We start from the raw sequence: 12,391 nt of genomic DNA, 5'->3' as shown, positions 1-12,391 counted from the left end.
TCTGGCGTGCTTTCTGCGTTGCTTTTGGAACACGGCGGTAGACACAGTCGGCACCCACAGACTAGGAACGCTGGAGAGGCCGCGTTTAATGCACGTTGTTCCTTCCAGACGAAGGACGACCTTTTATTGTTTGCTTTGAAATGGCCGCCTCTTAGGCCGCTATCCGAGCCTTGAGGAAGAAGTGAGTTGAGATGGCAAAAAAACCGAAAATAGAACACTCAGAATTCTCGGGCGAGTTTGAAGACGAGGGTATCACCGTCCTTGTTGATATCTACCGGCCGGCTGGCACTCAGCAGGATTGGACGCTCGAGGTTATCAGCGAGCATGACGATGTCACCACCTGGGACGAACCTTTCGCTACCGACAAAGACGCCTGGGAAGAATTCCTGGCCACTTGTGAGAAGGATGGGATTCGCAGCTTCCTGGATGGCGAGGATCCGTCGGTTCATTAACGTTTGATTCCACCGCACTAAACCGAAGGAGTTGTGGGCCGGAATCCCATGCTCCGACCGTTCTCTCCTTGATCCGCCATTTTTGATTGAGAGCGTCCTCCGGTTAAATTTCCGAGAATACAGGCTTAAGTGTAAAGTCGCTCGCCATCGAAGGACGGCGCGCATTGCCTTGTTGACTCTCCGCTAAAATTAGAACATTTAGTGAACAAACGAGAGGTCATCCACTATGCCCGACGCTGAAAAAATCACCCCTACACGGCCCGACGACATAGCGGGATATGTCATCCAGTGTCATGACGGCGATGCGAAGGCGGCTGTCGAAGCGCTTCTCGGCGAAATCGAACATTTGCAGGAACAGCTTTCCCTTGCGGTCGCCATCATGGGAAATGGATATACGCGCGGGTGGAAACCCGACGCGAGGCGGGATTAGAATCGTCTCCGCCATCGTCTTTGGGCGCAATGACACATACCGGCAAGCCCGATGATCGATTGAGCCCTGGACAAAAATCCCCCGCCATCTCGGCTGCCGGGGTGGAGGGATAAGTTTAAGGCTGCGTGGTAGCCCGCTGGGTGGGCGATAGCCGGCTGGGTATCCCGACAAAGGGCGGTGCCGGCGTCTGTTGCCTACACCGGCTGCCCAAGGCCATGTTCAATATTCGTTGGAGGCGATCGCGAAATCGTCGGCGATCGGCATCTTTTCCGCGTTTTCCCACGTCCGGTCCATGGCGTAGGTTTGCGACAGATAGGGAATGCCGATATGGCCGAAGCGGAAGGAAAGCTGGCTTTCCGCCTGTTCCTCATCAAGCCGTGCGACGCGACTGAGATAGAGAGCGGTGGCAAGACCTGTCCTGTCCGCACCGGCCTTGCAATGAATGAGAATGGGTTTCGGCGCATCGCGCATGATCGCGACCAGCTCGTTGACCCTGTTCATGTCAAGCTCCTGGCTGGCCGACATGCCGAAATCGATGTGATTCAATCCGAGCTCGCGGGAGGTCTCGACCTCATCCCGGTACCAGGCCTTGGCCTCATTCGCACCGCGCAGATTGATGACCGTCCTGATACCATGGTCCTTGGTATAGCGGACGAGCTGCTCATTGCTCGGCTGGTTGGAGCGATAAAGCTGCCCCGCGACCACCTCGTGAAAATTGCCGAGGAGCTGAATGGCGTAGAGATAACCGCCTGTGGCAAGCACAGCAATACCCATGCCCCCAAAGGAGCACTTCCAGAATCTTCGCATAATAAAACGGTTCCCTCATTCGACGAGAGAACCGATACAGGTGGATTCTGACAGTAAGCTGAAAGTTCTGCGACAGTATTGTAAGAGTAGAAAATTTGCGCTTGATCAACGCACGAAAACGTAGACCGCATAGACCGCAATGAGTGCGGCCGCCGCCGCCGCGGTGATGGCGCCAAGACGTTTCTCGATGAAATGGCGTACCGGTTCACCGTATTTCTGCAGCAACCCGGCCAGGATGAAAAAGCGCGCACCGCGCGTGACGACAGCCGAAAGAATGAAGAGGCCGAGGCTGATATTGGCAGCACCGGAGAGAATTGTGACGACCTTGATCGGCGGCAGATGCGCGAGCCCCGATGTCACCAGCAGGAGAACGATTGTCTCGTAATCCACCGAGTTCTTCAGATGCTCGAAGCTGTCGAGCTTGCCGTAAAATTCGAGAATGGGCCGGGCAAGGCTCTCAAAGGCATAATGACCGAGGAACCAGCCGGCGATGCCGCCGAGAACCGAGGCGACGGTTGCAACGAGTGCATAAAACATCGCCTTTTTCGGCTTGGCCAGCACCATGGGCAGGAAAAGCACATCCGCAGGCACGACGAAGACGGAGCTTTCCACGAAAGCCACGATCGCCAGCCACCATACAGCGGTTTTGCGCGCAGCGAGCGCCATCGTCCAGGCATAGATGTTTTTCAGCATTTCATGTCCCCGGGAAGAGTGTTGCGGAGTGAAGACGGGCAGGAGCCAAGGCAGGTCAGCGGTGGTTCATGTGGTTTGCCGATGGCCCGGACAGACCGGACCCCGAATGAGAATTAGAGACAACGCAAGAGAATGGCAAATGTTGGAAAATTTATTTTTGCATCGCAAAAAATCATAATAACGAGCGTTTCCGGCCCATACCGAGAGCCGGTTGCTGCGATGCGAAATTTCACCCTGCGGTAGATGAGCTCGCCTTTTTGCTGTAGAATGAAGGCGGACGGAAGAGGAGGAAGTTATCATGGAATATGTAAGCTTCGTTACATCGATCAATCCGGTCATACTTGTCATTCTGCTGGTGGTTCTTCTTGCAGGGGCTTACAGCAGCTGGGTTTCGCACTGAGCGAACGGACCCACTCGATCAAATGTGAAAGGCTCCGTTTCTATCGGTGATAGGCATTGGGCCGGATGAATGTTATCAAGCCCGGAGTTAAAACAACTCCCGGGAAGCCGTATGACGAACGAATTCGCATTCACTGATACGTCTGAAAAGCTCAGCACGACGCTTGAGAAGCTGATAGGAAAGCTGCAGGGTCAGACGATCACGTTGCGCGAGTTGATGGAAGCAATTGGCGAACAGGGCCTTTTGCTCATCTGCGCGATCGCATCCCTACCCTTTCTCATTCCGGTTTCCATTCCCGGCGTCAGCACGGTCTTTGGGGCAGCGATCATCCTTGTCAGCCTGGCGATCACCCTCAATCGCCTGCCATGGTTGCCGGCAAAGATTCTTGACCGGCAGATGGAGACGGCAAAGCTTGTTCCCGCCCTTCAAAAAGGCGTCGCCATCGTGTCCAAGCTCGACGGGTTCATCCGCCCGCGCATTCCCGCGCTGACGACGGGCGTCATCGCCAACAGGATAAACGGGCTTGCGCTGATGACGGCGGGCGTGTTGCTGATGATGCCGCTCGGCTTCATTCCCTTCTCCAACACCCTTCCGGGCGTCGCGATTCTGCTTTTTTCGGCTGGGATGATCCAGCGGGACGGCGTCACCGTGCTTGGCGGCTATCTTTTCCTGGGCCTGACAACGATTTATTTCGCAGCGCTCGCCTATGCGGCTTTCTGGGCCGGCCAGGGCATCAGCAGCTCCATCGGCGCTTAAGACCTATCGCCGGCCGCCATTGCGGCTGTCGCGGCGGTTCTGCCGCGACGCCCACCAGACCGCCAGCCGTCGCCGCTGGCGGCGAACCACGGGCAGATCGTGGGAAAGCACGATAAGACCAAGCGGAATCATCCAGAAGCCAAGGACGGGCAGGAAACCCAGCGTTCCGCCCACGATCAGAGCCGAGCCCGTCGCGATCCTGCCGACGCGCGAACGCGGCATGGCAACGCTCCATTTCCCGACATGGAGACGATGCGTTCTGTGATCGATACCGAATTTCATTCCATCCTGCCCTTTTTCATCTGGCCTGTGGATAATTTTTTCACCGCCGATAAGCCCGGAAAATCGGGACTCTGGAGGGATAAAACAAGAGGAATGCGTTTTTTTTGAAAAAACCGCTTGGCAAATCGGAAAAGCATTTGTATTACCCCGCTCACACCGCGCCAAGCGGTGTACGTTCCCTGGTAGCTCAGCGGTAGAGCATTCGACTGTTAATCGACAGGTCGCCGGTTCGAATCCGGCCCGGGGAGCCATCTCTCTCAAAAACATGTTTTGAAGAGCGAAGTGCCGCTGCAATTCGCCCGATTTGGATCGGGGATTTTCCTGAATTCCCGGTTAACCAGCCGTCAAACGGTCAGGTCTTCTTGATCGCCCGTTTCGTCGCCTTTGTGGCGTTGGTCAGCGCCGGCGGATCACTTGCCGGAAAACTCTCCTCAAGGCTCTCCGTCAGATCGTCGTCCTTGTTCTTAACGGCAGATTTCTGCTCCTTTTCAAGCGATTTTACCGCCGGGGATTTGGCCTTTGCCGAAGCTGCCTTTTTCGCTGGCGTCTTCTTCGTGGCCGCCTTCTCCGCTGACGCCTTCGTGGCAGCCGGCTTCTTCAGGCCATTTCCGCTTTTGGACTTTGCCGCTTCCGCATTTGCGGAAAGTTCCCGTTCCGCTTCGATCCAGTGTCTTTCATGATGCCCGTCGGGTCTTCCTTCCCTTTCCCATATTGCGCGCGCTTTTTCACGGATTGCGGCTTCGCGGTCATGGCTCATAACGGACCTCCCTCGTCGTGTTGCACCGGTTTTGATTGTGCCACTGAAAAAACAAAAAAAGCCAGAGTTTGTTCCGCGCGGTTTCGTCGCGGGTGAGCATTTCCGAGTGAAAGGGAACCGTTATCGATCGGGGATCGTTTGCCCTGCAGAAACCCGCAGGAGACCATTTCATGAACACCCCACAAAAACCGAAAACCGAACCGCTTGATATTCGCGACGAGGATGTCGCGCGTTTCGAAACCGACAGCGAGCTCAAAGCAAAGGATGGCGAGATTTACCCGGACGAGAGCATGAGCCTTCGTGCGCGCCGGCAGGCGGCAAGGCAGCATGAGGATGCCTTCATCGTCGCCACGGACCTTGAGGACGACGACCAGCGCGAGGCGGCGCCGGGCACCAGAGAGCAGCCATAGGCCGAAAATGGAAAAGGCGGGTCAAAGCCCGCCTTAATCAAAGGAATGTCTGGAGATTTTATCGCCGAACCGACACGATGGCCTTGCGATTGAAGTTCGACACCTGCACCCGGCCGGACTGATTGCCGCCGAGGATCTGGGCCGTCTTGCCGCTCATGCTTTTCAAAATGCCGGCGTGATAACCGCGGCCGTTGCGAATGACAACGACATCGCCCGGCTTGGCCTGACCCACCGGAACGGCATAACCGAAGGATGTCCAGGACTTCGCAAACCCATAGGATTTGGGAGACTGCCGGCCGGCCTTGCTGGCGACCGCATGCAGGAAAAGGCCACACCATGGGGTGCTGCGGGGATTTGCGCCAAGAATATTCTTGAGGCTCTTGTTGTTCTTGGACTCATGCAGCCCGGTGTATTTCTCTGCCTGGTTCAGCATGCCGGCCGAGGCCGATGCAACGACTGTAAAAGACAAGGCAACGGATAGAATTAACGCGGATACTCTCAAACGTCTCGCCCTTATGTTAGAGGGCGCCCGTGTATTGTGACAATTTAGCGACAATTTGACGAGAAATGGGCAGAAATCAGACGCCTATTCATATGCGCTGATCTGTCATTGCTTCAAAACAGGCTGCCCTGCGCCTCATCGGCGCGGCTGCGGCCGGCATTTTCGAGATCCAGCATGCGCAATTTGGTGGTGGTTCCGCCCGGTGCGGAGAAGCCGCCAAGCCTGCCGCCGGCAGCGAGAACCCGGTGGCAGGGAATGATCAGCGGCACCGGATTTTTCGCCATGGCCTGACCGACATCGCGGGCCTTTTCCATGCCGAGACCTAGCGTCTTTACGATGCCGCCATAGGTCGTGGTATGGCCCCAGCCGATCTGCCGCGCAACGGCGTAAACATCGAGGAAAAATCGCTCCTGTCCGGCGAGATCGAGTTCGACGGTCGTAAAATCGATCTGCTCGCCCCCGAAATAACGGGTGATCATTGCAATCACCTCACGCGTGCGTGTTTCCGGAACGGCAATGGAGGCGGATGGCAGGCGCTTCTGGAGAAGTTTTTCGGTCTCACCGGCGTCAGGGCTGGGCAATTGCAGACGCGCGATACCGCCCCCCGCCCACGCAAGACCGCAATGGCCAAGGGCCGTCGGAAAAACAATATAGCCGTAGTGGTTGCTCATTGCCGTCACTCATTCGCCTTTTCGCATGCACGATGCCATATCCCGCATTCGAAACAACCCGTTTCCTGCCTCTCAACAAACAAGGCCACCCGTTTCTGGCGGGTGGCCTTTTACGCGTCAGTCGTGAAAAATCCGCTCAGGATGCGATTTTGCCCTGCTCCTCAACAAGGCATTGCGCCTGCCGGCTGGCGGCAACGAAGGCCGTGCGGGCGATTTCTCCCGCCACATCGCCCATCAGCGAGGCGCGGCACAGACGCAGGGCCTGTTCATGTGCCTTGTCGCCACGTTCGGGCCATTCGTGCTGAAGAAAATCGAAGGCCTCGTAAACGCCATTGAAAATTCGGGGCGCACCGTTTTCAAGGGAGATGGTAACGGGCTTTTCCCACTTAACGTCGTTCAGCAACATTGATTGCACTTCCATGCTCTATTAACCCGCGAAAAACGCCGGCCCCTCCAGTTGGTTCCCTTCATCAGCGGTTTCAAGGGCAAAAAAATAACCCTCGAGAAACCATGCACCTCCATCTTTCCATTCTAGCCGATTTGCGGAACAAAGCGTTTCAACACTCGTTCAAGCGGAAGTGAACCGGGACCCTTCATGCCGACAACAGCCTCCCCCGCCATCGTCTGGTTCCGCAAGGACCTGCGCCTTTCGGACAATCTTGCCCTGCTTGCCGCCGTTGAGCATGGTGGCCCCGTCATCCCCGTCTATGTCAGGGAAAAATCCTGCGGCCCGCTCGGCGGCGCGCAGGAATGGTGGCTTCACCACTCCCTCGCCTGCCTTTCCGCGGTGCTGGAAAAAGCCGGTAGCAACCTTCTGCTTTTAAGCGGCGAGGCCGAAAAGACGCTTCGACATCTGATATCGGAAACCGGCGCTGATGCGGTTTTCTGGAACCGTCGGTATGATCCGGCGGGCATGGCCACGGACAAGGCGCTGAAGCAGAGGCTTAGGGACGACGGCCTGACGGTTCGCAGTTTTTCCGGGCACCTGCTGCATGAGCCATCACGGCTGCAGACGAAATCCGGCGGCCCCTACCGGGTCTATACCCCCTTCTGGCGGGCGCTGGAGGGTGGCGAGGAACCGCACGCGCCGGCGGATTCACCGAAGAGCCTGAGAGCGCCGAAAGCATGGCCGGAATCCGAAAAACTGGCCGATTGGAAGCTTCTGCCGGTCAGACCGGATTGGGCGAAGGATTTCAGCGAGATATGGACCCCCGGCGAAAATGCGGCCCGGGAAAAACTCGACGATTTCATCGACGGCGCTTTGAAGGGTTACGAGGAAGGTCGCGATTTTCCGGCAAAGGACGCAACATCCATGCTCTCGCCGCATCTGGCCTTGGGCGAAATATCACCCGCCACCGTCTGGCACGCGACGAAGGGGCTTTCCCACCACATCGCCTCAAACGATATCAGCCGTTTCCGCAAGGAAATCGTCTGGCGGGAATTCTGCTATCATCTGCTGTTCCATTTTCCTGAGTTGGACGAGAAGAACTGGAACGACAGTTTCGACGCTTTCGGCTGGCGGAACGACGAGACATCCTTCAAGGCCTGGACGCGCGGCATGACGGGTTATCCGATCGTGGATGCCGGCATGCGGCAATTGTGGCGACATGGCACCATGCATAACCGGGTGCGCATGATCGTAGCGTCCTTCTTGATCAAGCATCTGCTGATCGATTGGCGCAAGGGTGAGAAATGGTTCCGCGATACGCTTGTCGATGCCGACCCGGCCTCAAATGCCGCCAACTGGCAATGGGTGGCGGGTTCAGGCGCGGACGCCTCGCCGTTTTTCCGCATTTTCAACCCCATCCTGCAGGGCGAGAAATTCGACGCCGATGGCGACTATGTGCGTCATTTCGTGCCGGAGCTTGAAAAGCTCGACCGGAAATATATCCACAAGCCGTTCGAAGCGCCCAAAGAGGCCTTGAAGAAAGCGGGCATCGAGCTTGGCAAGACCTATCCGCCGCCGATCGTCGACCATGGAAAGGCGCGGGAAAGAGCGCTTGCCGCCTATGCTGAGGTCAAGAAGAACGCATAAAATTGGGTATCGGCAAAATTTTGCGTGGCTAAGCCAAAGCCGGGAAGATAATTTCTTGCCTTGAAGCGGTTGTAACGGGACATAACGGCACCTAATTTCCGCTCAGACAAGAAGGCTCAATCATGACCATTCACTCCTCTGCGCTCAGTGCTATCGGCAATACGCCGCTCATCCGTCTGAAAGCCGCCTCTGAAGCGACGGGGTGTGAAATCCTCGGCAAGGCGGAGTTCCTTAATCCCGGCCAGTCGGTGAAGGATCGCGCCGCACTCTACATCATTCGCGACGCCGAACGGCGCGGGCAATTGCGGCCGGGCGGCACCATCGTGGAAGGCACGGCGGGCAATACCGGCATCGGCCTGTCGCTGGTCGCCAATGCGCTGGGGTATAAGACTGTCATCGTCATTCCCGAGACGCAGAGCCAGGAAAAGAAGGATGCGCTGAAACTTCTCGGCGCAAAGCTGGTCGAGGTTCCGGCAGCCCCCTATTCCAACCCGAACAATTACGTGAAGGTCTCCGGCCGGCTTGCGAAACAGCTTGCCGCGACGGATGAGAACGGCGCGATCTGGGCCAACCAGTTCGACAATATCGCCAACCGTCAGGCCCATATCGAAACCACCGCCCCTGAGATCTGGGACCAGACGGACGGCAAGGTGGACGGCTTCATATGCTCGGTCGGTTCCGGCGGAACGCTTGCGGGCGTGGCCGACGGCCTGCGCGATTTCAATCCCGACATCAAGATCGGCCTTGCCGATCCCGAAGGGGCTGCCCTCTACGAATTTTACAAGCACGGCGTGCTGAAATCCGAAGGCTCCTCCATCACCGAAGGTATTGGACAGGGCCGCATCACCGCCAATCTGGAAGGTTTTACGCCTGACTTTTCCTATCGCGTCTCCGATGCGGAGGCGCTGCCGGTTCTGTTCGATCTGGTGACGAAAGAAGGGCTTTGCCTCGGCGGCTCCTCCGGCATCAACATCGCCGGCGCAATCCGCCTTGCCCGCGAGCTTGGTCCGGGGCATACCATCGTAACGATACTTTGCGACTACGGTAACCGTTATCAGTCGAAGCTCTTCAATCCGGATTTCCTGCGCTCCAAGGGACTTCCGGTTCCACAGTGGCTGGCGACGAAAAGCGAGATTGCGGTTCCGTACGAAACCGTTTGAGGACATGCCGAAATGCCTGTGAATGCCCTGTTCCGTGACGATTTTTATCTTTCCACCGCAGAAGCGATCGTCACGGCGGTGCATGAGGATGGCGGCATAGAGCTGGATCAGACCTGCTTTTACGCCACTTCCGGCGGCCAGCCGGGCGATAGCGGCTTTCTCGAGCGGGCCGATGGTTCGCGCATCGAACTCGGCATTACCAAAAACGGCGCCGACAAGAGCGTGATCGTCCATGTGCCGCTCGAAGGCCAACCTTCGCCCGAGATCGGTGAAAAGCTGACCCTGCATGTGGACTGGCCGCGCCGTTACAAGCTGATGCGCATGCATACCGCCTGCCACCTTCTGTCCGTTGTCTGCCAGTGGCCGATAACGGGCGCTGCCGTCGGCGAAGACGAATCGCGTGTCGATTTCGATATGTCGGAGACCATCGACAAGGATGAGGTCACGGCAAAGCTGATGGACCTGGTGAAAGCCAACCATCCCGTCTTCCTGCAATGGATTACCGACGAGGAGCTGCAGGCCAATCCGGGCATCGTCAAATCCAAGAATGTTCGCCCGCCAATGGGCCTCGGCCGGGTCAGCCTTGTCTGCATCGGCGAAAATTCTGCCATCGACAGCCAGCCCTGCGGCGGCACCCATGTTTCCGAAACGCAGGAAGTGGGCGATATTCACATTGCCAAGATAGAAAAGAAGGGCAAGGAGAACAGGCGGTTCCGCATTCGTTTCGGCGCGCCTGAAGCTGCTGCCTGAAATCAGGAGAGACATCGTGAGCACGGATAAGAGCCGTTTCGTCGTTTCGGCGGACTGGGTGGAAAAACAACTCGGCACGGCCGGGTTTCGTCTCGTTGATGCCTCGTGGTATCTGCCGGCGCATAAACGCAACGGCGCGGAAGAATATGCGGCCGGTCACCTGCCCGGCGCCGTGTTCTTCGATCAGGACAAGATCGCCGATCATACGACCGGCCTGCCACATTCCCTGCCCTCGCCGGAATTCTTTGCCGAACAGGCCGGCGCGCTAGGTCTCAGCGACACGGATACGATCGTCGTCTATGACGGCCCCGGCTTCTTCTCCGCACCGCGCGTATGGTGGATGCTGCGGGTGATGGGCGTGCGCAAGGCCTATGTGCTGGATGGCGGTCTTGATGGCTGGAAGCGCGAGGGCCGGCCGCTCGAAACCGGCACGCCGGAAATCGAACCCGCAACCTTCACACCCGATTTTAATGAAAAGCGCGTGACGTCGCTGTCAACGATGCGTGGAATCGTCGACAGCGGTGAGAAACAGATCGCCGATGCTCGCGGCGCGGGACGTTTCACCGGCGATGAGGCCGAACCGCGCGCCGGCATGCGTTCCGGCCACATGCCCGGCGCACGCAGCCTGCCCGCCACCGCCTTTTCCGAGAACGGCCATTTCAAGGACCTCACCGCCATCCGCAAGATGGTGACCGATGCCGGCATCGATCTCGGCAAGCCCGTTGTCACCAGCTGCGGCTCGGGCGTTACCGCAGCCGTCATCACGCTGGCGCTTGAATCACTCGGCCATCAGGACAATTCGCTCTATGATGGCTCGTGGTCGGAATGGGGCGGACTGGAAGATACGCCTATTGTTACCGGCCCCGCCGAGCCTGTTCCCGTGGTGTCGCATGGGCCTTTGAAGGCGCATGTGACACAGCTGGAAATGACCGCACCACCGAAGGTCAGCCTGCCGATCCCCGTCAACATTCAGACGGCGCTGATGCGCGTCAACAATATTCCCCTGCATTTCTACCGCTATCTCTACTGGCGGGTAGGGAAGCGCTGGCACTGGCAAAAGCGCATGCGCATGAGCGATGCGGAGCTTTCCGCCGTCCTGCGTGATCCGAAAAACAGCGTCACGGTTCTTTACATGAATGGTGCGCCCGCCGGTTTCTTCGAACTGAACAAGGCGAGCGACGAGGTGACAGAGCTGTCCTATTTCGGCCTGCTCGAAGAGGCGATCGGTGCCGGCGTCGGCAAGTGGTTTCTCCTGCAGGCGCTTTATGCCGCCTGGCAGGACAATCCGCAGCGAGTGACTGTGACCACCAATACGCTCGACCACCCACGCGCGTTGCAGCTTTACCAGATGATGGGCTTTTCGCCCGTTGGCACCTATGAGGCCTGGGTGGAGCCGCTCGCCGATACGGAACTTCTGGAAATCTCGATGCGTAATTGAGGGTGGCCGGCAGTAGGGGCCGTATATGCCATTACCGACCATAGCGGCGCGTCCGCCCCATTCTCCTCATTCCCGTGCTCGTCACAGGAATGAGGGTGGGGACGAGTGTGCGCAGAAAACCGCTGCGTAATACTGGTGCGAAGCCCCAAACGGCGCAGCACTCACGCCCTGTCAATAATCAGATGTGTGGCGCCCTCACCCGCCACGGTTCCGGTGCAGTGATAACCGAGCGCCGGCAAATCCATCCCTTCAAACAAATGTTCGCCCCTGCCGAGAAAAACCGGCGCAAGCGCCAGATGCAGTTCATCGATCATGCCAGCCGCCATATATTGACGGATGGTGGAAACGCCGCCGCCGATGCGGACATCCTTGCCGTTCGCCGCCGTGAGCGCCCTGTCGAGCGCCGCCTTGATGCCGTCGGTTACGAAATTAAATACGGTGCCGCCCTTCATCGTGAAGGACGGGCGCGCATGATGCGTCAGGACGAAGACCGGAACGTGATAAGGCGGCTCTTCGCCCCACCAGCCCTTCCAGCTTTCATCCGGCCAGGCGCCGCGCACCGGGCCGAACATGTTACGTCCTAATATCCAGGCGCCGATATTCTCGAAGCTCTTTTCGGTAAAATCCTCGTCCGTGCCGGTCGAGCCGCCGTCTTTACCGAACATCCGATGAAAGGTGCGCGTCTTGACGGCCCAGTGATGCAGTTCTTCGCCCTTTCTGCCCAGCGGGTTCTGCAGGCTCTGGTCCGTTCCTGCGCCATATCCGTCAAGCGAAATGGCGAAATTGCGAACGACAACCTTTGGCATGGCACTCTCCTCCCCGTTCAGGAGGCCAGATCACCAGCGTCC

16 protein-coding genes and 1 tRNA gene are annotated in these 12,391 nt (G+C 57.8%); 9 read left to right on the top strand and 8 right to left on the bottom strand.

The window, feature by feature from the left end; genetic code table 11:
• The first annotated feature begins 191 nt into the window (after nt 1–191).
• Nucleotides 192–452 carry a hypothetical protein gene (locus WDZ78_RS13320; protein ID WP_020012294.1) on the top strand — a complete coding sequence of 87 codons (261 nt, stop codon included), beginning with the start codon at nt 192–194 and terminating at the stop codon, nt 450–452.
• Between the two features lie 226 nt (nt 453–678).
• Complete coding sequence (locus WDZ78_RS13315) at nt 679–882, top strand: hypothetical protein (RefSeq protein WP_020012293.1); 204 nt, start codon at nt 679–681, stop codon at nt 880–882.
• A 219-nt stretch (nt 883–1,101) separates the two neighbouring features.
• Here the strand turns inward: WDZ78_RS13315 and WDZ78_RS13310 are convergent, their stop codons facing one another.
• Nucleotides 1,102–1,656 (bottom strand): dual specificity protein phosphatase family protein, encoded by a 555-nt coding sequence (locus WDZ78_RS13310; RefSeq protein WP_020012292.1) that lies wholly within the window; start codon nt 1,654–1,656, stop codon nt 1,102–1,104.
• Nucleotides 1,657–1,794: 138 nt separating this feature from the next.
• A complete protein-coding gene (locus tag WDZ78_RS13305) occupies nt 1,795–2,382 on the bottom strand; it encodes a YqaA family protein (RefSeq protein WP_003502297.1) in 588 nt (195 codons plus the stop codon).
• 511 nt (nt 2,383–2,893) lie between these two features.
• Between WDZ78_RS13305 and WDZ78_RS13300 the strand changes: the two genes are divergently transcribed.
• Complete coding sequence (locus WDZ78_RS13300; protein WP_425673268.1) at nt 2,894–3,538, top strand: exopolysaccharide biosynthesis protein; 645 nt, start codon at nt 2,894–2,896, stop codon at nt 3,536–3,538.
• Nucleotides 3,539–3,541: 3 nt separating this feature from the next.
• Here WDZ78_RS13300 and WDZ78_RS13295 read toward each other — a convergent pair whose 3' ends face one another.
• Nucleotides 3,542–3,820: a hypothetical protein gene (locus tag WDZ78_RS13295; RefSeq protein ID WP_425673266.1), complete on the bottom strand. Its 279-nt coding sequence runs from the start codon at nt 3,818–3,820 to the stop codon at nt 3,542–3,544.
• 176 nt (nt 3,821–3,996) lie between these two features.
• Here WDZ78_RS13295 and WDZ78_RS13290 point away from each other — a divergent pair.
• Nucleotides 3,997–4,071, top strand: a tRNA-Asn gene (locus WDZ78_RS13290).
• 101 nt (nt 4,072–4,172) lie between these two features.
• Here the strand turns inward: WDZ78_RS13290 and WDZ78_RS13285 are convergent.
• Entirely contained in the window at nt 4,173–4,577 is a 405-nt protein-coding gene (locus WDZ78_RS13285; RefSeq protein ID WP_425673264.1) for a DUF2934 domain-containing protein, read from the bottom strand.
• A 170-nt stretch (nt 4,578–4,747) separates the two neighbouring features.
• On the opposite strand from WDZ78_RS13285, the gene WDZ78_RS13280 reads away from it, so the two are divergent.
• Nucleotides 4,748–4,987 (top strand): hypothetical protein, encoded by a 240-nt coding sequence (locus tag WDZ78_RS13280; protein WP_003502291.1) that lies wholly within the window; start codon nt 4,748–4,750, stop codon nt 4,985–4,987.
• 58 nt (nt 4,988–5,045) lie between these two features.
• Here the strand turns inward: WDZ78_RS13280 and WDZ78_RS13275 are convergent, their stop codons facing one another.
• The 3 genes from WDZ78_RS13275 to WDZ78_RS13265 form a co-directional block, all read right to left on the bottom strand.
• Nucleotides 5,046–5,489 carry a TIGR02594 family protein gene (locus tag WDZ78_RS13275; RefSeq protein WP_020810805.1) on the bottom strand — a complete coding sequence of 148 codons (444 nt, stop codon included), beginning with the start codon at nt 5,487–5,489 and terminating at the stop codon, nt 5,046–5,048.
• Between the two features lie 113 nt (nt 5,490–5,602).
• Complete coding sequence (locus tag WDZ78_RS13270; protein WP_020009401.1) at nt 5,603–6,160, bottom strand: methylated-DNA--[protein]-cysteine S-methyltransferase; 558 nt, start codon at nt 6,158–6,160, stop codon at nt 5,603–5,605.
• A gap of 136 nt (nt 6,161–6,296) precedes the next feature.
• On the bottom strand, nt 6,297–6,566 hold the full coding sequence (locus tag WDZ78_RS13265) for a DUF982 domain-containing protein (protein ID WP_003502285.1): 270 nt from the start codon (nt 6,564–6,566) through the stop codon (nt 6,297–6,299).
• A 189-nt stretch (nt 6,567–6,755) separates the two neighbouring features.
• Between WDZ78_RS13265 and WDZ78_RS13260 the strand changes: the two genes are divergently transcribed.
• The 4 genes from WDZ78_RS13260 (at nt 6,756) to sseA (ending at nt 11,543) form a co-directional block, all read left to right on the top strand.
• Nucleotides 6,756–8,195 (top strand): cryptochrome/photolyase family protein, encoded by a 1,440-nt coding sequence (locus WDZ78_RS13260; RefSeq protein ID WP_425673261.1) that lies wholly within the window; start codon nt 6,756–6,758, stop codon nt 8,193–8,195.
• Between the two features lie 122 nt (nt 8,196–8,317).
• Entirely contained in the window at nt 8,318–9,355 is a 1,038-nt protein-coding gene (locus WDZ78_RS13255) for a cysteine synthase A (protein ID WP_020009403.1), read from the top strand.
• A 12-nt stretch (nt 9,356–9,367) separates the two neighbouring features.
• Entirely contained in the window at nt 9,368–10,105 is a 738-nt protein-coding gene (locus WDZ78_RS13250) for an alanyl-tRNA editing protein (protein WP_020810799.1), read from the top strand.
• A gap of 16 nt (nt 10,106–10,121) precedes the next feature.
• Complete coding sequence (gene sseA, locus WDZ78_RS13245) at nt 10,122–11,543, top strand: 3-mercaptopyruvate sulfurtransferase (RefSeq protein WP_425673259.1); 1,422 nt, start codon at nt 10,122–10,124, stop codon at nt 11,541–11,543.
• A 161-nt stretch (nt 11,544–11,704) separates the two neighbouring features.
• Here the strand turns inward: sseA and WDZ78_RS13240 are convergent, their stop codons facing one another.
• Complete coding sequence (locus WDZ78_RS13240) at nt 11,705–12,349, bottom strand: dihydrofolate reductase family protein (RefSeq protein WP_425673258.1); 645 nt, start codon at nt 12,347–12,349, stop codon at nt 11,705–11,707.
• Between the last annotated feature and the right edge of the window lie 42 nt (nt 12,350–12,391).

Source organism: Agrobacterium sp. M50-1 (genome assembly GCF_049843495.1).
Classification (GTDB): domain Bacteria; phylum Pseudomonadota; class Alphaproteobacteria; order Rhizobiales; family Rhizobiaceae; genus Agrobacterium; species Agrobacterium radiobacter.
The sequence above is the reverse complement of the archived record's forward strand: the minus strand, read 5'-3'. Positions and strand labels throughout refer to the sequence as shown.

Bases quoted from the DNA above. Each gene is read 5' to 3' on its own strand.
- WDZ78_RS13250 (WP_020810799.1), top strand. From the start codon at position 9,368: ATGCCTGTGAATGCCCTGTTCCGTGACGATTTTTATCTTTCCACCGCA.
- WDZ78_RS13260 (WP_425673261.1), top strand. From the start codon at position 6,756: ATGCCGACAACAGCCTCCCCCGCCATCGTCTGGTTCCGCAAGGACCTG.
- WDZ78_RS13280 (WP_003502291.1), top strand. From the start codon at position 4,748: ATGAACACCCCACAAAAACCGAAAACCGAACCGCTTGATATTCGCGAC.
- WDZ78_RS13315 (WP_020012293.1), top strand. From the start codon at position 679: ATGCCCGACGCTGAAAAAATCACCCCTACACGGCCCGACGACATAGCG.
- WDZ78_RS13310 (WP_020012292.1), bottom strand. From the start codon at position 1,656: ATGGGTATTGCTGTGCTTGCCACAGGCGGTTATCTCTACGCCATTCAG.
- WDZ78_RS13295 (WP_425673266.1), bottom strand. From the start codon at position 3,820: ATGAAATTCGGTATCGATCACAGAACGCATCGTCTCCATGTCGGGAAA.
- WDZ78_RS13270 (WP_020009401.1), bottom strand. From the start codon at position 6,160: ATGAGCAACCACTACGGCTATATTGTTTTTCCGACGGCCCTTGGCCAT.
- WDZ78_RS13285 (WP_425673264.1), bottom strand. From the start codon at position 4,577: ATGAGCCATGACCGCGAAGCCGCAATCCGTGAAAAAGCGCGCGCAATA.
- WDZ78_RS13300 (WP_425673268.1), top strand. From the start codon at position 2,894: ATGACGAACGAATTCGCATTCACTGATACGTCTGAAAAGCTCAGCACG.
- WDZ78_RS13265 (WP_003502285.1), bottom strand. From the start codon at position 6,566: ATGTTGCTGAACGACGTTAAGTGGGAAAAGCCCGTTACCATCTCCCTT.
- WDZ78_RS13240 (WP_425673258.1), bottom strand. From the start codon at position 12,349: ATGCCAAAGGTTGTCGTTCGCAATTTCGCCATTTCGCTTGACGGATAT.
- WDZ78_RS13255 (WP_020009403.1), top strand. From the start codon at position 8,318: ATGACCATTCACTCCTCTGCGCTCAGTGCTATCGGCAATACGCCGCTC.
- WDZ78_RS13305 (WP_003502297.1), bottom strand. From the start codon at position 2,382: ATGCTGAAAAACATCTATGCCTGGACGATGGCGCTCGCTGCGCGCAAA.
- WDZ78_RS13320 (WP_020012294.1), top strand. From the start codon at position 192: ATGGCAAAAAAACCGAAAATAGAACACTCAGAATTCTCGGGCGAGTTT.